Here is a 19,706-nt window from a genome sequence, read left to right as displayed (position 1 = left end):
TGCGCGTGCTGAAGCAGATTGTGGTGGTCGGCGCCTCGGCCGCGGGACTCACCGCGGCCGAGGCCCTGCGGCGCGAGGGCTACGCGGGGGAGTTGACGATCATCGGCGACGAGCCGCACTCGCCGTACGACCGGCCGCCGTTGTCGAAGCAGATTCTTCGCGGCCTGTGGGACCACGACCGGATCGTACTGCGCACCGACGAGTTGCTCGCCGACCTGAAAGCGACCTGGATCCTCGGTGCCGCGGCCACCGCGCTGGACCCGTCGGCGCGCAAGGTGACGCTCGCCGACGGCCGGGTGCTCGGCTATGACGGTCTCGTCATCGCCACCGGCGCCACCGCGCGGCGGCTCCCGTTCGGGCATGAGCTCGCGGGGGTGCATCTGCTCCGCACGCTGGCCGACACGATGCTGTTGCGGGAGGGGCTGAAGAGCGCGCGGTCGGTCGCGATCGTCGGCGCGGGCTTCCTTGGCGCCGAGGTCGCTGCGGTGGCGTGTGAGATGGGGCTGAAGGTGACGATGATCGATCCGTTGTCGGCGCCGATGATCCGTCAGTTCGGGGCTCAGATGGGTGTGATGCTCAAGCAGTTGCACGAAGGCCACGGCGTCGACGTGCGCTGCGGAGTCGGTGTCACCGGGCTCACTGACGATGGCAGCGGCCGGGTCGCTGGTGTCGAGCTCTCCGACGGTTCGCTCGTTGCCGCCGATCTCGTCCTGGTGGCGGTCGGCGCTACACCTGCCACCGAGTGGCTGGCCGGCAGCGGCCTCTCGCTCGGCGACGGCGTCGAGTGCGACCAGTACTGCGTTGCCGCGCCTGGCGTGGTCGCGGCCGGTGACGTCGCTTCGTGGGACCACCTCGGCGTCGGCCGTCGCCGACTGGAGCACCGGATGAACGCCACCGAGCAGGCGACCAACGCGGTCAAGAACCTGCTGGGCCAGAGCATCCCGTTTGAGCCGGTCTCCTATTTCTGGACCGACCAGTACGACGTGAAGATCCAGGTCTACGGCCGCTCGGGTGACGGTCTCGACTTCCGCGTGGTGGCGGGCGACCCCGCTGAGGGTCGATTCGCCGCGCTCTACGGAGACGGCGAGCGGGTGACCGGAGCGCTTGCCTGGAACCTCCCGCGCCAGGCCCGCCTACTACGCGAACACGTCGTCCAGGGCACTTCTTGGGATACCGCCGTCAACTCTCAGTGAGTTTGGAGCGGAGGATCTTCCCCGTCGCGTTGCGGGGGAGGTCCTCCATCAGCACGATCTTGCGCGGCGCCTTGCAGCGCGCGAGGTTGGCGCGGACGTGGTCAATCAGTTCTTCTTCGGTGACCCCGCCACCCGCCGGTACGACGTACGCGATCAAGCGCTGTCCGAACTCCTCGTCCGGCACGCCGACCACCACAGCCTCGACCACCCCCGGGTGGCTCATCAGGCAGTCCTCAACCTCGACCGGGTACACGTTCTCGCCGCCGGAGACGATCATGTCGTCCTCTCGGCCGTCGACGAACAGGCGGCCGGCGGCATCGAGATGACCGAGATCGCCGGTGCTCATCCGGCCGTCGACCGTCGTCTTGCTGCTCCCGTCCGAGTAGCCGCCGAAGACCAGGCCGCCGCCCGCGAAGATGCGGCCGGTGATGCCGGTCGCGACGGGTCGGTCGTCGTCGCCGAGGATCCGGACCGAGCTGCCGAGGCATGGTCGCCCTACCGTGCCGGGAGCTGCTGCCAGATCTGCCGAGGTTGCGATGGTCGCGATGCCGATCTCGCTGGAGCCGTAGGCGTCGCAGAGGACGGGGCCGAACTGGGCGATGAATCGCTCGGCCAGGGCCGGGCCCAGGGCGGAGGCGCCGGAGATCACCGCGCGGAGCGAACTGAGGTCGTGCTGTGCGATCCCGGCCGGGCCGACCTCGAGCATCCGCTGCAGCATCACCGGTACGGCGACGATCGCGCCGGCTCTCGTCCGGTCGATCGAGGCGAGCAGGGCGGCAGCGTCGTACCGGCGGGCGAGGACCAGCGGCGAGCCGAGGAAGAGTGCGAGCATCGAGTTGAGCAGGCCCAGGCCATGGAACAGTGGGGGACAGATCACCACTGGTTCGCCGGCTCTGAGGCCGATCCGGTTGAGTGTGCTGGCGGTCAGTCCGGCAAGGCCCCAGGCGGTTGGTGATCTCGGTGCGGCCTTTGGGGTGCCGGTGGTGCCTGAGGTGAGGATGGTGATGTGGCCGGGTTTGTCCGGCTTCGGCGCCTCGGGTGCCTGGCTCTGGGCCAACTGATCGAGCGTTTCGGCTTCGTTGCTTTGCGAGTCGTGCCAGGCGAGGACCGTGGGGGAGTCGGTCGCGGCCGCGGTGAACTCCTCGTCGTGGATCAGCAGGTCGGGCCTGTGTCGCTCGAGCACGGCCTTGAGTTGTGGTGGTGCGAACTCGGTGTTGACGAACAAGACGTCCGCGCCGAGCCGGGACGCGGCCAGTGTCGCCTCCAGGAACCAGCGATGGTTGCGGCACAACACCGCGACCTTGCTCCCGGCGGCGATCCCGTACTGCGCGTGCAGCGCTGCGGCCTGCCGTTCGCATCTCTGGTCGAGCTCGCGGTAGGTGATCGTGCCGACCTCGTCGATCACGGCCGGCTGGTCGGGGAAGCGGATCGCGGCGATCGCGCCGAGGGCTGCCATCGACTGGCCCCACTGCCGCAGCGCGCGCTCGATCGGGAGCAGGTGGGTCGGTCGGGCCGAGCGCCAGACACCTGACTTGATCAGGGCGACCGACACTCCGCTGACCTCGGTGGCGGCGTGCACCAGCCAGCCGGGTGGTCGCATCGGGCCGATCGGTCGGGGCCTTGGGCTTCCGAGCCTTGGCTGTGTTGGTCGCAGTGGAGTCATCGGCTCACCGATCTTCCGGAGGGTCTCGGGGGACATGCCGATCCCACCGTCTCGCGCCGGCCCGTGCGTGGCCTCATTCGTCGTCTTTGCGGGGCCGGTTCGACAGCCGGTAGTACTGCTCGAACAACCGATCGGTCGGCACCCGCAGGAGGTTGCCCAAGGCATCGGCCGGGCGAACCAGCGGTGGCGTGATGTTGTGGGGCTTGTCGGCGACCGCAGTACAGACCTGATCCGCAGCCTGCTCCGGGCTGAGTCCGGGCATGCTGTTCAGCAGGGCAGTCGGTGAGCTCATCCGGGTGTGGACCAGGCCCATGTAGACGGTCGAGGTGGTCACGCCGTCGTCGCGGATCTCCTGCGAGACGCAACGCAGCCACATGTCGAAGGCGCTCTTCGACGCGAGGTACGCCGACCAGCGCGCCATCGGCGGTGTCCGCACTCCGGCCGTCGACACGTTGACGATGTGACCGGCACCGCGCTCGCGCATCGATGGCAGCAGCTCGAGCACGAGTTTCGCGGGGCCGAGGTAGTTGACCGCGTTGGTCCGCTCGATGTCGTGGAACCGCTGGTACGAGTCAGCGACCGAACGGCGGATCGACTTGCCGGCGTTGCTGACCAGGACGTCGACGTGGCCGTGTTCAGCCAGCACCTTGGCCACGATCTCCTCGATCGCTGCTGGGTCGGCCAGGTTTGCCGGGTACGTGAACGCCTTGCCGCCCTCCGCCCGGATCTCCCCGGCGACGATCTCCAGTTGCTCAGCCGTCCGGGCCAGCAGCAAGACAGTCGCGCCCGCTCGGGCCAACCGCTTGGCTGTCGCCTCGCCGATCCCGAACGAGGACCCGGTCACCAGCACCACCTTGCCGCGGACGGCGAAGGCCAGGCGATCGTCGGGAATACTTGATCGCCCGTTCGTCAACGCGACGAGCAGGGGCCAGCCGAACGGACGTTTCCCAGTCACCATGGCACGACATTACCGGCTGGTAGGCCCGCTGGCGATCCTTGCCAGCCAATCGTTGATCAGGACGCCGAACAGCTCGGGTTGCTCGATCTGCAGGTTGTGGCCGGCGCGATCCAGTACGGCGTACGAGGCGCGGGGGTAGTGGGCGAGAAGTCGGTACTGATCCTCGTAGCCGGTGACCGAGTCCTGCCGGCCGCAGAGGATCAACGACGGGCCGGTGTAGACAGGTCCGCTCTCTGGACCTCTGGTGAGTGTCCAGTTCTGGCGGATCCGGCCCATCGCCTCGGCGTCGGCGGCGTCCAGGCCCGGCTCCACGTCTTGCTGGTACTGCCGAAGGATGTCGGCGGTCTGCAGCACAGCGATCCCGGTGAAGTCCTCGGCTTGGTGCGGCGTCAGGCTCGCGATCGCGGCCGGATCGGACTCCAGGACGACGTGCTCGGGCACTGTCCGCTCGGCGTGCTCCAGTGCCACTCCGATCGGGCAGATCAGGGCCAACCCGAGGATCTGCTCGGGCCGCTCGGCGACCAGCGCGCGGGCCAGATACCCGCCGTACGACTCGCCGATCAGGACGAACGGCTCGGCGCCGATCTCGGTCGCGATGAACTCGCGCAGCGCGGCCATGATGCCGTCCGAGCTGTCGATGCCGTCGGCCGGACTCTTGCCCATCCCTGGCAGGTCTGGATAGAGCCGTCGATAGCCGGTGCTCTTGCTGAAGATCGGCTCGAGGCAGCCGGTCATCAGCCGATGGTCAGGCGACCAGCCGTGCAACGCGAGCACCGGCGTGCCCTCGTCTTCGCCGTAGGTGACGTGGTGCAGCGTCATCGTGGGACCCCTTCGCAGTACCGTCGATCCATGCCTCGTCGATCCTCGCACCAGCCACCGACAGATTCCGCCGTACTCCGTGCCCGCCTCGCGCGCGCCAAGGAAGCAGCCGCCGGCACGGGCCTGCTGATCGCGCCGGGGTCCGATCTGCGTTACCTGCTTGGCCGCGAGGGCGGTTCGCACGAACGCCTCACCACGTTGGTCATCCCCGCCGACGGCGCGCCGGCTCTCGTCGTACCGAAGCTCGAAGCACCCGGCTTCGCCGACATTCCGACGGCCGAGCTGGGCATTGATGTCGTCACCTGGGTCGATGGTGACGACCCGTACGCCGTCACCGCCGAGCGGCTCGGGGTGGCTTCGCGGGTTGCCGTCAGCGACTTCACTCCGGCGTTGCATGTTCTTGCTCTGCGCGCGGCGTTGCCTGGGGTGGAGCAGGTGCTGGCTGGTCCGATCGTGCGGGAGCTGCGGATGCGCAAGGACGCTGCGGAGGTTGCTGCTTTACGCGAGGCTGGCGCGGCTATTGACCGGGTGCATGCTCGGGTTGGCGAGTGGTTGCGTGCTGGTCGTACTGAGGCTGAAGTGGGGGCGGATATTGCTGCTGCGATCGTCGAGGAGGGGCATGTTGTCGCCGACTTCGTGATTGTTGCTAGCGGCCCCAATGGTGCGAGTCCGCATCACTCGCTGTCGGACCGGGTGATCGAGTCGGGGGACGTGGTGGTCGTCGATATCGGCGGGCCGATCCCGGAGGGGTACAACTCGGACTCGACTCGTACGTATTCGGTCGGGGAGCCGCGGGGTGCTGATGTGCTTGCGACGTACGAGGTACTGCGGCTTGCTCAGCAGGCTGCTGTCGATGCTGTGCGTCCTGGGGTGAGTGCTGCTTCTGTTGATGAGGCTGCTCGCGAGGTGATTGCGGCGGCTGGGTTTGGGGAGTTCTTCATCCATCGGACTGGTCATGGCATCGGGCTGGATGTTCACGAGGAGCCGTACATCGTGGGTGGGAACGAGTTGGTTCTTGAGCCGGGGATGGCGTTCAGTGTTGAGCCGGGGATCTATCAGCCTGGTCGGTGGGGTGCGCGGATCGAGGACATCGTGGTGGTCACGAAGGATGGGGTGGAGGCGCTCAACCTGCGGCCGCATGAGTTGGCGGTTGTCTAACTCTGCTGCTTGCGGCCAGTCGCGTGTGGGTGGGCTCGCGGCGCCTGCTCCGCTGCGCTACGCCTGCTGCATCGCTGGTTGAAGGCTGGCGCTGCGCGCGTGACCTCGCGGTGGTGAGGTGGGCGGGTGGGTGCAGGTTGGAGCCGAGTGAGTGGCTTGGCTTTGGCCGCGTGTGGGTGGGCTCGCGGCGCCTGCTCCGCTGCGCTACGCCTGCTGCATCGCTGGTAGAAGCTGGCGCTGCGCGCGTGACCACGCGGTGGTGGGGTCGGTGGTTGGGTGCGGGTGAAGGCCGAGTGAGTGGCTTGGCTTCGGCCGCGTGCGGGGTGGGCTCGCGGCGCCTGCTCCGCTGCGCTACGCCTGCTGCATCGCTAGTAGAAGCTGGCGCTGCGCGCGTGACCCCGCGGTGGCGAGGTGAGTGGGTGGGTGCGGGTGAAAGCCAAGCGAGCAGCTTGGCTGAGGTCACCTGCGGGCGGCTGGAGCTATGTCGGGCACGAGGTCTTGGCCCGCAGTCACCCACTCACCTCGCCACCGCGGGGTCAGCGCGTAGCGCCCGCTTTCAATCAGCGATGCAGCAGGCGTAGTGAAGCGAAGCAGGCGCCGCGAGCCCGGCCCGGGGTAGACCGAACAAATCACCCCGCGCGGAAAGTCTTCCGGTAAGCAAGCGGCGGGATCCCCACCTCCGTACGCAGATGATGCCGCAGCGACGCAGCCGTCCCGAGCCCAGCAGCCTCAGCAACACGATCCACCGACAGCCCAGTCGTCTCCAGCAAATGGCAAGCATGCCGGACGCGCTGCTGCAGCAGCCAAGTGCCAGGGGACTGCCCAGTCTCAGCCTTGAAGCGGCGGCTGAAGGTTCGCACGCTCATCTTCGCGTGCGTGGCCATCGTGCCGAGGGTGACTTCCTCGTCCAGGCGCTGCAGGACCCAGGCGCGGGTTGGCGCCGTGCCGTCGCTGCCTTCGTCGGGGACTGCGCGGTCGATGAACTGTGACTGGCCGCCGTCGCGCCAGGGGGCGACGACGCAGTGGCGGGCGGCGCGGTTGGCGACCTCGCTGCCGAAGTCGCGGCGGATCAGGTGCAGGCAGAGGTCGAGGCCGGCGGCGAGGCCGGCTGAGGTGATGATGTCGCCCTCGTCGATGAAGAGCAGGTCCTCGTCGAGGAGGACATTGGGGTAGAGCGCGCGGAACATGTCGGCGCGTTGCCAGTGGGTGGTCGCGGGGCGGCCGTCTAGCAGGCCGGCTGCGGCGAGGACGAAGGCGCCGGTGCAGATCGAGGCGATTCTGGTGCCGGGGCGGATGGTCGCGAGCGCGGCGGCGAGGTCGTCGGGGAGGGTGCCTTCGTGGCGGGGTTGGGCGATGTAGGTGCCTGGGATGATCACGGTGTCGGCCTCGGCGAGCACCTCCGCGCCGTACTCCGGGAGCAGGCTGAAGCCGGCGGCGGCGCGGACCGGCGCGACTGTCAGGCCGCAGATCTTCACGTCGTACAGGCGAGTGCCGTCGGCCGAGGTTGCCTCGCCGAGCACGGTCGGGGGGATGGTGAGGTCGAAGCCGACGACAGGCTCCAGCGCCAGTACTGCGACCTTGTGCGGAGCGACAGAGCCAGCCATGGCCATATCTTGACACATGGTGGCGGTCTGGCCACTGGTTCGCCGGGGAAAGCTCGCGCAGAATCTTCGGGTGACACAGATTCTGGAGAAGAAGACGTCCAGGCGGCTGCACCGCGCCTGGCCTGTCGCGGCGGTCGGATTCATCACCCTGATCGGAGCGGCCGGGTTCCGGTCCGTACCGAGCGTGCTGCTCGACCCGTTGCACGAGGAGTTCGGGTGGTCGCACGCGACGATCTCGGGTGCGGTCTCGATCAACCTGCTGCTGTACGGCTTGATCTCGCCGTTCGCGGCAGCGCTGATGGATCGGCTCGGGCTGCGCAAGGTCGTCAGCGGCGCGCTGGTACTGATCGCGCTCGGCAGCGGCCTGACCGTCTTCATGGACTCGTCCTGGCAGCTATTGCTCTGTTGGGGGCTGCTGGTCGGTGTCGGTACCGGGTCGATGTCGATGACCTTCGTCGCCACCATCACCGGCCGCTGGTTCGTGGAGCGTCGCGGACTGGTGACCGGCATCCTGACCGCCGCCGGCGCGACCGGGCAGCTCGTCTTCCTTCCCCTGATCGCACACCTGGCCACCGACTACGGGTGGCGAGTACCGGCGTTGGTCGCGGCCGGCGCGGCACTGGCCGTAGTACCGCTGGTGTTGCTGTTCCTGCGTGACTACCCGAGTGATGTGGGGCTGCGCGCGTACGGCGCACCGGAGGGGAGTGCTGCCGGGCAACGGGTCCAGACGACCGGCAACAGCGGCGTACGGGCTCTGTCGGCGTTGTGGATGGCCATGCACAAGCCTGCGTTCTGGATGCTGGCCGGCGGGTTCGCGATCTGCGGGGCATCGACGAACGGGCTGATCGGTACGCACTTCGTGACCGCCGCGCATGATCACGGGATGCCGCCGACCACTGCGGCCTCGCTGCTCGCGCTGGTCGGGATCTTCGACGTGGCGGGGACGATCGCGTCGGGGTGGCTGACGGATCGCTGGGATCCGCGGTACCTGCTGATCGCGTACTACTCGCTGCGGGGGCTGTCGCTGCTGATTCTGCCGTCGCTGCTCGGGCCGTCCGCGCAGCCGAGTATCTGGGTGTTCATCATCTTCTACGGTCTCGACTGGGTGGCGACCGTGCCGCCGACCGTCGCGCTGTGCCGGGAGTGGTTCGGGGTGGACGGGCCGATCGTGTTCGGCTGGGTGTTCGCCTCGCACCAGATCGGCGCGGCCGTCGCGGCGACCGGCGCCGGCGCGATCCGCGACGCGCAGGGCGACTACAACCTTGCCTGGTACCTCGCGGGCGGGTTGTGCGCGGCCGCGGCGTTGATGTCAGCGTCGATCGGACGCAAGGTCGCAGTGGTCTAAGACCTCCGCTAGCCTCGACATTTGTTGAGGTTGGTACTCGGGAGGGCATGGCGTGGAGATCGAGCCGGGCGAGCTGACGGTCGGGCAACTCGCGGAGCGCAGCGGAGTGGCGATCTCCGCACTGCACTTCTACGAGCGGCAGAACCTGATCATCAGCCGCCGTACGTCGGGCAACCAGCGCAGGTACAAGCGCGACACGCTGCGCCGGGTCGCGATGATCCGGATCGCGCAACGGGTCGGCATCCCGCTGTCCGAGGTCGCCGCGATCCTCGCCCTGCTGCCCGGCAACCGGACCCCGACCCGGCAGGACTGGGAGCACATCTCGCAGTGCTGGCAGGCCGAGCTCGACCGGCGGATCGTCCAGCTGGAACAACTCCGCGACGACTTCAAGGACTGCGTCGGATGCGGCTGCCTCTCGCTCGATCGCTGCGGCCTCGCCAACCCGTACGACGTACTGGCGACCAAAGGCCCTGGACCACAACGGTTGGTCGATCCAGCCGGAAACCCCTGCCGGCCAGACAGTTGCGGGTGAGTTGTCCACAGGTTGCCGATGCGGGCGAGCGGGCTGGGGGTGGCGGCGTCTAAGGTCGCGGACATGGGTGACATCAAGCTGTCGGATGATCGGGCGAAGACCGCCGCGGGAGTGATCCACGCGATCGCCGGAGACGGCGCGAGCCTGCGCGCGGACCAAGAGACCGCGGTGGCCGCGCTGTGTGAGCCGAACGCCCGCGTGCTGGTCGTCCAAGCCACCGGCTGGGGCAAGTCCGCGGTCTACTGGGCGGCGACAGCGATCCGCCGGTCGGAAGGCGCCGGGCCGACGCTGGTCGTGTCACCCCTCTTGTCGCTGATGCGCGACCAGGTCGCCGCGGCGGACCGGGCCGGTCTCCGCGCCGCCACGCTGAACTCCTCGAACGTGGACGACTGGTCCGGCATCGAGAACGATCTGCGCTCAGGCGCGATCGACGTCCTGCTGGTATCGCCGGAGCGGTTGGCCAACCCTGGCTTCGGTCGGCGGGTGCTCGACGGGCTTGCCGGGCAGATCGGCCTGCTGGTGATCGACGAAGCGCATGCCGTCTCGGACTGGGGTCACGACTTCCGGCCGGACTATCGGCGCGTGTCCGACGTGCTGCAGAAGCTCAACCCGCAAACGCCTGTGCTCGCGACGACCGCGACGGCCAACGCGCGGGTGACCGACGATGTGGCGCATCAACTGGGCGCCTCCACGCTCGTACTCCGCGGCCCATTGGCCCGGTCGAGCCTGCAACTGGCCGTGGTTGACGCGCTGTCGCCGCTGGACCGATTCGCCTGGGTGGTCGACCACCTGCCGAAGCTACCCGGGTCGGGCATCGTCTACACGTTGACTGTCTCGGATGCGCAGCGATTGGCTGCGGCCATCCAGGAGGTGCATGGCCCGGCAGTTCCGGTCGCCGCGTACACGGGTGGTCTCGAGGCGGGGGAGCGGGAGCGGCTCGAAGATGCCTTGCGTGGCAACGAGTTGAAGGCGCTGGTCGCGACCTCGGCGCTGGGGATGGGATACGACAAGCCTGACCTCGGGTTCGTCGTGCACGTAGGCTCGCCACCGTCGCCTGTCTCGTACTACCAACAGGTCGGACGTGCGGGGCGTGGCATCGATCATGCGGTGGTCGCGTTGCTGCCGTCCGATGCCGACGCCGGTGTTTGGGACTACTTCGCCACCGCGACGATTCCGGTGCCGGATCAGGTCAACAGGTTGCTGCGTGGGCTGGAGGCCTACGGGCCGGATCAGCCTGCCACCGTGCCGGCCTTGGAGGCGGAGACGGGTCTGCGCCGGGGGCGCGTCGAGCTGATGCTCAAGCAGTTGGCGGTCGACGGCGCGGTCGAGCGGGTCGAGCGCGGGTGGGTGCGGACCGCCGCGGACTGGAGCTTCGACGCCGCCCACTACGACGGCATCGTCTCGGTACGACGGCGCGAGGCCGACATCATGCGCGCCTACACCCGCGGCGAACGTTGCCTGATGCAACTTCTTCAGGAGTCGCTGGACGATCCGACGGCCGAGGCATGTGGCCGGTGCTCGGTCTGTCTGGGATTGTTGCCCGAGCCGTTGACCGCGCGACCGGACCCGGACACCGTGCAGGCGATCACCCGGCTGCTGCGGGGAGAGACCCACGTGCTGGAGCCGCGGAAGATGTGGCCGGGTGGCGCGTTCGGGGCCAAGGGCAAGATTCCGGCGGGGTTGGCGGCCGAGCCGGGGCGCAGCATCGTGTATGCCGATGCGCCGGAGTGGCGTGAGGTGATCCGGTCGGTCTTCAGTTCGACTCCGGATCCGGCGGCGTTGGAGGCGCTGAAGGTCGGTTGTGTTGCGGCGTTGTCGCGGTGGCGTGATGCGTGGTCCCGTCGGCCGGAGGTCGTCGTCACGCTTCCGGCGGCCGGGCATCGTGAGCTGGTGGTCGACGTCGCCAACCACCTGGCGGAGATCGGCCGGCTCGAGCGGGCAGAGGTGACCGTCGATGGGTCCGCCTTCAGCGACGACCTGTCGTCAGCCGAGGAGGCGAAGGTCTGGCGCGACGGGGTCTCGATCGAACCGGCGACAGCTCAAGCGATCAGCGGCCGATCGGTCCTGCTGGTCGTCGATGCGTCATCGAGCCAATGGCCGATCACAGTCACCGCCGCAAAGCTCCGCGAGTCAGGCGCCGCCGCAGTGTTGCCACTACTGATCCACCGTCGCCCCTGACTTCACCGCTCCCTCGATCAAGGACTTCAGGTCGGAGAGCAGTTGCGGCCAACCATCGTTGATCATTTCGCGGATCGCGCTGCCTGGCTGGAAGCCGGTGTGGATGACGGTCAGCTTCACCTGGTCGCCGTCGGGCTCCAGGTCGAAGCTGGCCCGGGAGAGCGGTTCCGCGCTGGTCTTGGCGGCGAGTTCGTCGCTCATCTCGACCGCCCGGGCGAACTCCGGGGTGATGTGGTGCCAGGTGTAGGCGAGCCGGCGGTACGGGTCGTACTCAAGCACCTCCTGGCCAGGGCCTGACATGGTCACGTCGCCCATTACCCAGTCGATCGGTGAGCCGACCTTCCAGTCGGTCTCGTGCCGGAGGCCCCAGTACTGCTGGGTGAAGGCAGGGTCGGTCAGTGCCTGCCAGAGTCGCTCGGGGGTCGTCTTGATGTAGGTCGTGTAGACGAAGTCGTTGTCGCTCACTGGTTCCTGCTCCAATGCTGTCTTGAGATCGGCCAGCGCCTGCACGCGGCGGCGGTCGTACTGGTTGATCCAGCGGTCGGCGATCGCGTTGATCGGCTCCGCGTTGAGGTGGTGCAGCTTTTCGCGGCCGCGGCGCAGGGTGGTGACGAGGTTCGCGCCCTCCAGGACGGCGAGGTGCTTGCTGACCGACTGGCGGGCCATCTCGAGCCCCGCACAGAGCTCGGCCAGTGTCTGACCGTCACGACGGTTCAGGCTGTCCAGCAGTTGGCGTCGGCTCGGATCGGCCAGCGCCCGGAACACCTCGTCGTCCATTACCACTCCTTCAGGCAGCCAAGCGGCTGCCTGTGCAACTTATGCAGCCGTTAGGCTGCATGTCAATGGGATGATTCGGCCGACACAGAGCGGGGCACCGGGTGGACCACATGGATACGAAGAAGCTTGTTCTGGTCACAGGGGTCACGGGGTACATCGGCGGGCGGTTGGTGCCCGAACTGCTTAAGGCCGGCTACCGGGTGCGGGCGATGGCCCGCAATCCGCGCCGTCTGCAGGACCGTGAGTGGTACGACGACGTCGAGGTGGTCGAGGCCGATGCGGCTGACCGCCATCAGTTGGATGCCGCGTTGGAAGGCGTGGACGTCGCCTACTACCTGATCCACGCGCTCGGCACCGGGAAGCGGTTCGAGTCCCGCGATCGGCACACCGCGCTGACCTTCGGCACTGCGGCGCGAGAGGCTGGAGTCGGCAGGATCGTCTACCTCGGCGGGCTCTACCCGCAGGGCGAGGTGCTTTCCCCGCACCTCGATTCCCGTCGCGAGGTCGGCGAGATCCTGCTCGCATCCGGGGTGCCGACGACCGTACTGCGCGCCGCGGTGATCCTCGGATCGGGCTCGGCGTCGTTCGAGATGCTGCGCTACCTGACCGACCGGCTGCCGGTGATGGTCACCCCGCGCTGGCTGCACACGCGGATCCAGCCGATCGCGGTCCGCGACGTCCTGCACTATCTCGTCGGCAGCGCGTCGATGCCGAGCACGGTCAACCGTGGGTTCGACATCGGCGGGCCTGACGTCCTGACCTATCGCGACATGATGCAGCGGTACGCCGCGGTCGCCCACCTCACTCCTCGGCGCATCGTGACGCTTCCGCTGCTCACCCCGTCGCTGTCGAGCCACTGGGTCGGCCTGGTGACGCCGGTGCCGAACAGCATCGCCCGGCCGCTGGTCGACAGCCTCATTCACGAGGTCGTCTGCAAGGAACACGACATCGAGGAGTTCGTCCCTGACCCCGAGCCGGGCTTCCTGGAGTTCGACCGCGCGGTCGAACTGGCCCTCAAGCGGGTCCAGGAGTTCGACGTCTCCACGAGTTGGGCGTCCGCTTCGATGCCGGGGGCACCGAGCGACCCGCTTCCGGGCGACCCGGACTGGTCCGGCGGTTCCCTGTACGTCGATGAGCGCGAGAGCGCGATCGCGACCACCCCGGAGCAACTCTGGTCGGTGATCGAGGGCATCGGCGGCGGCAACGGCTGGTACTCCTGGCGGCTCGGCTGGTGGGCCAGGGGTGTGCTCGATCGCGTCTTTGGTGGTCCCGGGCTGCGGCGAGGTCGGCGTAATCCGAACGACTTGTCCGTCGGTGACCCGCTGGATTGGTGGCGGGTCGAGGACATTGAGGATCTCAAGCTGCTGCGGTTGCGCGCGGAGATGCGGCTGCCGGGGCTTGCGTGGCTCGAGTTGATCGTCGACACCGATGAGGACAAGAAGACGGTGTTCCGGCAGAGAGCGCTCTTCCATCCGCACGGGTTGCCGGGGCATCTCTACTGGTATGCGATCAAGCCTTTCCATGGGATTGTCTTCGGCGGCATGCAGCGCAACATCGCGGCCGCAGCGGCGAAGGCGAGCGAGCCGAGGTGGCGGCCGTCGCGCAAATCGTCCTGAGGCACCCGATCTGGTGGCCGGCGCGCAAATCGTCTTGACGCGACCCCGACGATAGACGGGTGGACTTCACCAGCCTCGGCTACCGAACCGACCTGATGCTGCTGCAGTTGAGCGGCTCCGTGCTGACCGACGAAGGCGACTACGTGGTCGTCCGGACGCCGGCCAACCCGAGCTTCTGGTGGGGCAACTACCTGCTGTTCCGGACGCCGTTCGCGCCAGGAGACGGCGCCGTGCGGGAGGTGATCTTCCACCGCGAGTTTCCTGAGGCCGAGCACGTCGCGCTGGGGATCGACAGCACCGACGGAGTGGTCGGCAGCGAGGATGAGCTCAAGGCGCTTGGTCTCGAGATCGACCGCAGTACGGTGATGACCGCGACGGAGGTCAACGAGCCGGCTCGGCCGAATGTGACCTCGCAGTTTCGTGAGTTGAGCAGCGATGACGACTGGGAGCAGCAGGTCGCGTTGTCGCTGGCTTGCGCGACGATGAAGGTCGACGAGGAATACCGGGTGTTCAGCCGGCGTCGGGTCGAGGCCGAGCGTGGTCTCTGCGAGGCAGGCCACGCGCGGTGGTTCGGCGCCTTCGACGGCGGCGCGGGCGACGGCGGCGCAGGCGGCCAGGCGCACGCCCGCTGGCCGGGAGGTCGGTTGCAGGCGTCGCTCGGGTTGGCGTCCGACGGCTCCGGGGTCGCGCGCTTTCAGAATGTGCAGACTGGGCCGGAGGACCGAAATCAGGGGATCGCGAGCACGCTGGTGCACCGCGCTTCGCGCTACGGGTTCGACGAGTTGGGGGCGCACACCTTGGTGATGGTCGCCGATCCCGGCTATCTCGCGATCCGGATCTATCGTTCGCTGGGGTTCAGCGACACCGAGGTGCAGCTGGGGATGGCGAGACCGCCGGCCTCGGTGTCCACGTAAACGCCCCGACTGCGTGAAAGGCTGACCCCATGGTCGAGAACGAAGCCCGGCGGGGAACCGCCCTGGTCACTGGTGGAAGTCGCGGGATCGGCGCAGCTGCGGCAATCGCGTTGGCGGCAGACGGCTGGGACGTCGCCGTCAGCTACCGGACCCGTTCGGAGGATGCGGCGCAGGTGGTCGCGGCCTGCCAGAAGCTCGGGCGGCGCGCGTACGCAGTACAGGCTGATGTGGCTGAGCCGGAGCAGATCGAGCGGTTCTTCGATGCGGTGACCGACGAGCTCGGCGCGATCGGTGCCGTGATCAACAATGCGGGGGTCGTCTCACCGAGCGGCCGGGTGGCCGACTACGACCTGGCGCGGTTGGAGCGGGTGTTCCGGATCAACGCGGTCGGGGCGTTCCTGGTCGCCGGCGCCGCGGTACGGCGGATGTCGACCGCGTCCGGTGGCGCCGGGGGAGTCATCGTCAACGTGTCCTCGCGGGGCGCAGTGTTGGGGTCGGCAGGCGAGTACGTCGACTACGCGGCCAGCAAGGCGGCGGTCGACACCCTGACGGTAGGCCTGGCCAACGAGGTCGCCAAGGAAGGCATCCGGGTGCTCGGTGTCCGGCCCGGCCTGATCGAGACCGAGATCCACGAGGAAGGGCGGCTGGAGCGCATCGGCGGCACGCCGCCACTCGGCCGCCCGGGACAGGTGGAAGAGGTCGCTGAGTTGATCGCCTTCCTGGCCTCCGATCGCGCGTCGTACATGACCGGCTCGATGGTCGACGTGGCGGGCGGCCGCTGACCGATGGGACTGCGACCGGTCGACCTGGCCCGGCGGGCCGGGATCTCGACGCAACTGGTCCGCAACTACGAGTCGGTCGGGATCCTGCCCGACGTGCCGCGGAGCGATTCGGGGTATCGACAGTACGACGAGGTGCATCTGCGCGCGATGCTGACTTATCGCGCGTTGACGCCTGGGTATGGCAACGAGACGGCGACGGCGGTAATGCGGGCCGTTCACGACGGCGACGAGGCGCTGGCTTTCCGGCTGATCGATGGCAGTCATGCTGCGTTGCACGAGCAGCGGCTTGCGACCGATGCGGCCAGTGAGGCGCTGGGCGAAGCGGCCGAGGAGTTTCTCGACGGGCTGCCTGTGGTGAATGGCCCGGCCCTGCTGGTGGGGGAGTTGGCGGCGCAGCTCGGCGTACGGACGTCGGCGTTGCGGGTCTGGGAGTCGGCCGGGCTGCTGACGCCGGTGCGGGAGACGGGGACGAAGTACCGGCGGTACGGGCCGGTGCAGGTGCGGGATGCGCGGATCATCGCGATGCTGCGGCGCGGGCGGTACGGGTTCGACCAGATCCGGCCTGTGCTGGACGGGCTGCGCCAGACCGGGAGCACGGAGGCGTTGCGGGCGGCGGTCGCGGAGAGACGCGCCGCTCATGATCGGCGGACCCGGGCGATGATTCACGGGTCGGCGCTACTGGACGAGTATCTAGGCGGGAATCGCTAGCTGGGTTGGGCGGTTGCGGCCCCGGACCGTGACCTCCTCGCCGGCCTTCCAGTGCCCGGCTTCGGCAGGCGCGGACTCGTCGACCGCGGCCATCGAGGCGAGGAGACGGCCGGGGACCGACTTGGCGAGCTCGGTCAGCCGGGACGCTTCGTTCACCGGGTCACCGATCACCGTGTACTCGTGCCGGCGGACGTCGCCGACGGTCCCCGCGACGACTGTGCCGGCAGTGATCCCGATCCCGGCCGTTGCCTCAGGCAACTCATCGGCCAGTCGCCGGGCCAGTACGCGACCGGCCTGGAGAGCGCTCCCTGAGGGGTCGGCCAGCTCGGCCGGTGCGCCGAAGACCGCCAGTACCGCGTCGCCCGCGAACTTGTTCACGAAGCCACCCTGACGGTCCACCTCGTCGACGACGATCTCGAAGAACCTGTTCAGCAACTGCACCACCTCAGCCGGCGGCCGGACGGCGGCCAGTTCGGTGGATCCCACCAGGTCGACGAACAGCACCCCGACGAATCGCTCCTCACCGCCCAACGAGTCGCTGGCCAAGGCCTCCCGGACCACCTCGGGACCGACGTACCGGCCGAAGAGGTCGCGGATCCGCTCCCGCTCGCGTAGGCCGGCGGCCATCCGGTTGAAGCCCGCCTGGAGCGAGCCCAGCTCGGTTCCGTCGAAGACCGGGATCCGCACGTTCAGCTCACCGTCGCCGATCACCGCGAGCGCGTTGCGCACCGAGCGGACCGGCGCGACGACCGAGCGCGCGGACAGCAGCGTCAGCAGGCCGCCGCAGGTCAGCACAACGGTGCCGAGGGCAAGGATCATGATCGACAGCCGGGTCGCCGAGACGTCCTTCTCGATCAGCGCCAGGACCGCGGCCAGCATCAGGCCGAGCACCGGGACGCCCGAGCCGACGGCCCAGAAGAACAACGTTCGTGCCTTGAGCCCGGCCGCCAGCAGCCGTTTGGGCGGAGCCTGCTCGGCGAGCGCTCTCGCGGCGATCGGACGCAGCGCGAACTCGGTCAGCAGGTACGCCGCGACGCAGGTGACGATGCCGCCGTCGAAAACCGTGATCCCGATCCGGAGAGCGCTCTCTGGCTGCAGCACCAACGCCAGCACGGTGAACACGACCGTGGCCAGCAGCCAGAGGAAGATCTCGATCAGCGTGAGCCGCAGCGGCAGCCGCAGGGTGGCGATCTGCTCCCGTCGGGTGGCCGGGCGGTCTTCCAGCACCCAGCCGGTGACCCGCAGCGCGTACCGGGTGCCCCAGACGACGCCGATCAGGAGCGCTGCCAGCAGATATCCCGGGAACGCCACCGCCCGGACCAGGTCCAGGCGGTCGTCCGGCGGGCTGGGCAGCACGAAGACCGCCAGCACGAAAACGACGCAGCCGCCGATGATGTTCGTGCCGAGCAGGAAGCAGGTGAGCAGCAGTTGGCTGCGGATCCGGAGCAGTCGCGGGCTCTGGCCGGCCGGGCCGAGCAGCCACGAGCCGAACGGTTTCCGCTGCAGTACGAGCTCTGGCCGCCGCTGCGACATCCTGTCCCCAGTCTGCTGGTCTGATCAGCTGAACCGGCTGCCTTAACCGGTTTTGGCACGGTGCTGCCCGTGGCCCTAATAGGCCGCGTCATCGAGCCGTTGCGTGGGTAGTGTCCTGCGAACGACATTCTGCCTCGGGAGCCCCTGTGAGCCACGATCGCCACTCCTACGCCGAACCGGCGTTGGTGCGCACCACCCACCTCGCGCTGGAAATCGACCTGGACTTCACCGCGAAGGTGCTGTCGGGCACGGCCACGCACACGCTCGCCTGGAGTGGCCCGGGCGATCGGCTGGTCCTCGACACCCGGGACCTGACGGTTCTCGCGGTGGAGGGCGCCGACGGGGACGAGTGGGAGCCGCTGGAGTACAGCCTCTCGGTGCCCGACGACGAGCTGGGCTCGGCGCTGACCATCCGCACTAGCCAGAACGAGCGGGTCCGGGTCAGCTACCGGACCGCGCCGACTGCTACCGGCCTGCAGTGGCTGGAGCCGGCGATGACCGCCGGCGGCATGCTGCCGTTCATGTTCAGCCAGTCCCAGGCGATCCACGCCCGGAGCTGGGTGCCGGTGCAGGACACCCCGGGGGTGCGGTTCAGCTACTCGGCGCACGTCACCGCTCCGCCTGAGCTGATGGTGCTGATGAGCGCCGACAACGGCACCGAGTCCCGCCGGACAGGCTCGTACGACGTGGTGATGCCCGAGCCGATCCCGTCGTACCTGCTGGCCATCGCGGCCGGCGACCTGGTGTTCGAGCCGATCGGCGAGCGCTCCGGGGTCTGGGCCGAGCCGGAGATGGCCAAGCGGGCCGCGACCGAGTTCTCCGACACCGAGGAGATGATGCGGGTCACCGAGGCGCTGTTCGGGCCGTACCGATGGGGCCGCTACGACATCCTGGTGCTGCCGCCGTCCTTCCCGTACGGCGGGATGGAGAACCCGCGGATGACGTTCGCCACCCCGACCGTGGTGATCGGCGACAAGTCGCTGGTCAGCGTGGTGGCACACGAGCTGGCGCACAGCTGGTCCGGGAACCTGGTGACCCAGGACAGCTGGGACGACATTTGGCTGAACGAAGGCTTCACGTCGTACGTCGAGAACCGGATCGTGGAGGCCGTCTACGGCAACGAGTTCGCCGTGATGGAGACCGCGATCAAGCAGCACTCGACCGTGGTGAAGCTCGATCCGCTCTCCGAGGCAGCGCAGGCGGTCGAGCTGCCGGGGCTCAATCACCGCTCGCAGTACCACGGGACGACCGGGCTCGGGCCGCTGAAGGGGAACTGGTTCCTGTCCTGGCTGGAGAAGCGGTTCAGCCGGGAGACCTTCGACCCGTTCCTGCGCGGGTACTTCGACCGGTTCGCCTTCCGCAGCATCAACTCCGAGGACTTCGTCGGGCATCTGCAGGAGCAGTTGCTGGACAAGAACCCCGGCTCCGTCACGGAGGCCGAGCTCGCCGCCTGGCTGGACGAGCCGGGCATCCCGGCCTTCGCCGAGAGAGCGGTCTCTGCCCGGTTCGGGATCGTCGACGAGGCGCGGGACCGCTGGCTGGCCACCGGTGAGCTGCCGGACGGCGCCAAGCGCTGGACCACGCAGGAGTGGCTGCGTTTCCTGGAGACCGCGCCCGACCAGCTGCCGGCCGAGAAGCTGCAGGAGCTGGACCGGGAGTTCGCGCTCACCGGTACGCCGAACGGCGAGATCGCCCGCCGCTGGTACTCGATTGTTGCTGCGAGCAACTACACCCCGGGGTACGACGAACTGGCCGGCTTCCTGACCCGGGTGGGCCGGATGAAGCTGGTGCTGCCGGTCTACCGGGCGTTGGTCGGCAGCGAGTCCGGCCGGGAGTTCGCGCACCAGGTGTTCGCGGCCGCGCGGCCCGGCTATCACCCGATCACGATCGCGGCGGTGGTCAAGATCCTCGGCCGCTGACGGTTCG

Annotated in this window: 16 protein-coding genes; 10 read left to right on the top strand and 6 right to left on the bottom strand. The window is 68.6% G+C overall.

Annotation, left to right across the window (positions count from 1 at the left end; all coding sequences use genetic code 11):
- The first annotated feature begins 5 nt into the window (after window positions 1-5).
- Complete coding sequence (locus AB0P21_RS02790; RefSeq protein WP_363693335.1) at window positions 6-1,193, top strand: FAD-dependent oxidoreductase; 1,188 nt, start codon at window positions 6-8, stop codon at window positions 1,191-1,193.
- On the opposite strand, the gene AB0P21_RS02785 is transcribed toward AB0P21_RS02790, so the two are convergent.
- The 3 genes from AB0P21_RS02785 to AB0P21_RS02775 form a co-directional block, all read right to left on the bottom strand.
- Window positions 1,180-2,793 carry an AMP-binding protein gene (locus AB0P21_RS02785; RefSeq protein ID WP_363693334.1) on the bottom strand — a complete coding sequence of 538 codons (1,614 nt, stop codon included), beginning with the start codon at window positions 2,791-2,793 and terminating at the stop codon, window positions 1,180-1,182. The genes AB0P21_RS02790 and AB0P21_RS02785 overlap by 14 nt on opposite strands.
- Before the next feature lie 136 nt (window positions 2,794-2,929).
- On the bottom strand, window positions 2,930-3,814 hold the full coding sequence (locus tag AB0P21_RS02780) for an SDR family NAD(P)-dependent oxidoreductase (RefSeq protein WP_363693333.1): 885 nt from the start codon (window positions 3,812-3,814) through the stop codon (window positions 2,930-2,932).
- A gap of 9 nt (window positions 3,815-3,823) precedes the next feature.
- A complete protein-coding gene (locus AB0P21_RS02775) occupies window positions 3,824-4,633 on the bottom strand; it encodes an alpha/beta hydrolase (protein WP_363693332.1) in 810 nt (269 codons plus the stop codon).
- 30 nt (window positions 4,634-4,663) lie between these two features.
- Here AB0P21_RS02775 and AB0P21_RS02770 point away from each other — a divergent pair, with 30 nt between their 5' ends.
- Window positions 4,664-5,791, top strand: coding sequence for a Xaa-Pro peptidase family protein (locus AB0P21_RS02770; protein WP_363693331.1), 1,128 nt, complete (start codon window positions 4,664-4,666; stop codon window positions 5,789-5,791).
- A gap of 629 nt (window positions 5,792-6,420) precedes the next feature.
- Here AB0P21_RS02770 and AB0P21_RS02765 read toward each other — a convergent pair.
- Window positions 6,421-7,395, bottom strand: coding sequence for a helix-turn-helix domain-containing protein (locus tag AB0P21_RS02765; RefSeq protein ID WP_363693330.1), 975 nt, complete (start codon window positions 7,393-7,395; stop codon window positions 6,421-6,423).
- Window positions 7,396-7,465: 70 nt separating this feature from the next.
- On the opposite strand from AB0P21_RS02765, the gene AB0P21_RS02760 reads away from it, so the two are divergent.
- The 3 genes from AB0P21_RS02760 to AB0P21_RS02750 all read left to right on the top strand — a co-directional run bounded on the left by AB0P21_RS02760 (window position 7,466) and on the right by AB0P21_RS02750 (window position 11,450).
- Window positions 7,466-8,740: an MFS transporter gene (locus AB0P21_RS02760; protein ID WP_363693329.1), complete on the top strand. Its 1,275-nt coding sequence runs from the start codon at window positions 7,466-7,468 to the stop codon at window positions 8,738-8,740.
- A 52-nt stretch (window positions 8,741-8,792) separates the two neighbouring features.
- Complete coding sequence (soxR, locus tag AB0P21_RS02755; protein ID WP_363693328.1) at window positions 8,793-9,272, top strand: redox-sensitive transcriptional activator SoxR; 480 nt, start codon at window positions 8,793-8,795, stop codon at window positions 9,270-9,272.
- A 63-nt stretch (window positions 9,273-9,335) separates the two neighbouring features.
- Window positions 9,336-11,450, top strand: coding sequence for a DEAD/DEAH box helicase (locus tag AB0P21_RS02750; RefSeq protein ID WP_363693327.1), 2,115 nt, complete (start codon window positions 9,336-9,338; stop codon window positions 11,448-11,450).
- Here the strand turns inward: AB0P21_RS02750 and AB0P21_RS02745 are convergent.
- Complete coding sequence (locus tag AB0P21_RS02745) at window positions 11,427-12,227, bottom strand: metalloregulator ArsR/SmtB family transcription factor (RefSeq protein WP_363693326.1); 801 nt, start codon at window positions 12,225-12,227, stop codon at window positions 11,427-11,429. The genes AB0P21_RS02750 and AB0P21_RS02745 overlap by 24 nt on opposite strands.
- 110 nt (window positions 12,228-12,337) lie before the next feature.
- Between AB0P21_RS02745 and AB0P21_RS02740 the strand changes: the two genes are divergently transcribed.
- The 4 genes from AB0P21_RS02740 to AB0P21_RS02725 are packed head-to-tail and all read left to right on the top strand — an operon-like array spanning window position 12,338 to window position 16,247.
- Entirely contained in the window at window positions 12,338-13,843 is a 1,506-nt protein-coding gene (locus tag AB0P21_RS02740; protein ID WP_363693325.1) for an SDR family oxidoreductase, read from the top strand.
- 59 nt (window positions 13,844-13,902) lie between these two features.
- Entirely contained in the window at window positions 13,903-14,757 is an 855-nt protein-coding gene (locus AB0P21_RS02735; RefSeq protein WP_363693324.1) for a GNAT family N-acetyltransferase, read from the top strand.
- 29 nt (window positions 14,758-14,786) lie between these two features.
- Window positions 14,787-15,539, top strand: a complete 753-nt coding sequence (locus tag AB0P21_RS02730) for an SDR family oxidoreductase (protein WP_363693323.1) — start codon at window positions 14,787-14,789, stop codon at window positions 15,537-15,539.
- Window positions 15,540-15,542: 3 nt separating this feature from the next.
- Window positions 15,543-16,247: a MerR family transcriptional regulator gene (locus AB0P21_RS02725; protein ID WP_363693322.1), complete on the top strand. Its 705-nt coding sequence runs from the start codon at window positions 15,543-15,545 to the stop codon at window positions 16,245-16,247.
- Here the strand turns inward: AB0P21_RS02725 and AB0P21_RS02720 are convergent.
- A complete protein-coding gene (locus AB0P21_RS02720; RefSeq protein WP_363693320.1) occupies window positions 16,230-17,780 on the bottom strand; it encodes an adenylate/guanylate cyclase domain-containing protein in 1,551 nt (516 codons plus the stop codon). The genes AB0P21_RS02725 and AB0P21_RS02720 overlap by 18 nt on opposite strands.
- 146 nt (window positions 17,781-17,926) lie before the next feature.
- Between AB0P21_RS02720 and AB0P21_RS02715 the strand changes: the two genes are divergently transcribed.
- Entirely contained in the window at window positions 17,927-19,699 is a 1,773-nt protein-coding gene (locus AB0P21_RS02715; RefSeq protein ID WP_363693318.1) for a M1 family metallopeptidase, read from the top strand.
- Window positions 19,700-19,706: the final 7 nt, after the last annotated feature.

Source organism: Kribbella sp. NPDC056861 (genome assembly GCF_040687575.1).
In the GTDB taxonomy this organism is placed as follows: domain Bacteria; phylum Actinomycetota; class Actinomycetes; order Propionibacteriales; family Kribbellaceae; genus Kribbella.
The sequence above is the reverse complement of the archived record's forward strand: the minus strand, read 5'-3'. Positions and strand labels throughout refer to the sequence as shown.

Coding starts and splice junctions, on each gene's coding strand:
- AB0P21_RS02785 (WP_363693334.1), bottom strand. CDS start 2,793: ATGCGACCACCCGGCTGGCTGGTGCACGCCGCCACCGAGGTCAGCGGA.
- AB0P21_RS02780 (WP_363693333.1), bottom strand. CDS start 3,814: ATGGTGACTGGGAAACGTCCGTTCGGCTGGCCCCTGCTCGTCGCGTTG.
- AB0P21_RS02775 (WP_363693332.1), bottom strand. CDS start 4,633: ATGACGCTGCACCACGTCACCTACGGCGAAGACGAGGGCACGCCGGTG.
- AB0P21_RS02770 (WP_363693331.1), top strand. CDS start 4,664: ATGCCTCGTCGATCCTCGCACCAGCCACCGACAGATTCCGCCGTACTC.
- AB0P21_RS02765 (WP_363693330.1), bottom strand. CDS start 7,395: ATGGCTGGCTCTGTCGCTCCGCACAAGGTCGCAGTACTGGCGCTGGAG.
- AB0P21_RS02750 (WP_363693327.1), top strand. CDS start 9,336: ATGGGTGACATCAAGCTGTCGGATGATCGGGCGAAGACCGCCGCGGGA.
- AB0P21_RS02745 (WP_363693326.1), bottom strand. CDS start 12,227: ATGGACGACGAGGTGTTCCGGGCGCTGGCCGATCCGAGCCGACGCCAA.
- AB0P21_RS02740 (WP_363693325.1), top strand. CDS start 12,338: ATGGATACGAAGAAGCTTGTTCTGGTCACAGGGGTCACGGGGTACATC.
- AB0P21_RS02730 (WP_363693323.1), top strand. CDS start 14,787: ATGGTCGAGAACGAAGCCCGGCGGGGAACCGCCCTGGTCACTGGTGGA.
- AB0P21_RS02725 (WP_363693322.1), top strand. CDS start 15,543: ATGGGACTGCGACCGGTCGACCTGGCCCGGCGGGCCGGGATCTCGACG.
- AB0P21_RS02720 (WP_363693320.1), bottom strand. CDS start 17,780: ATGTCGCAGCGGCGGCCAGAGCTCGTACTGCAGCGGAAACCGTTCGGC.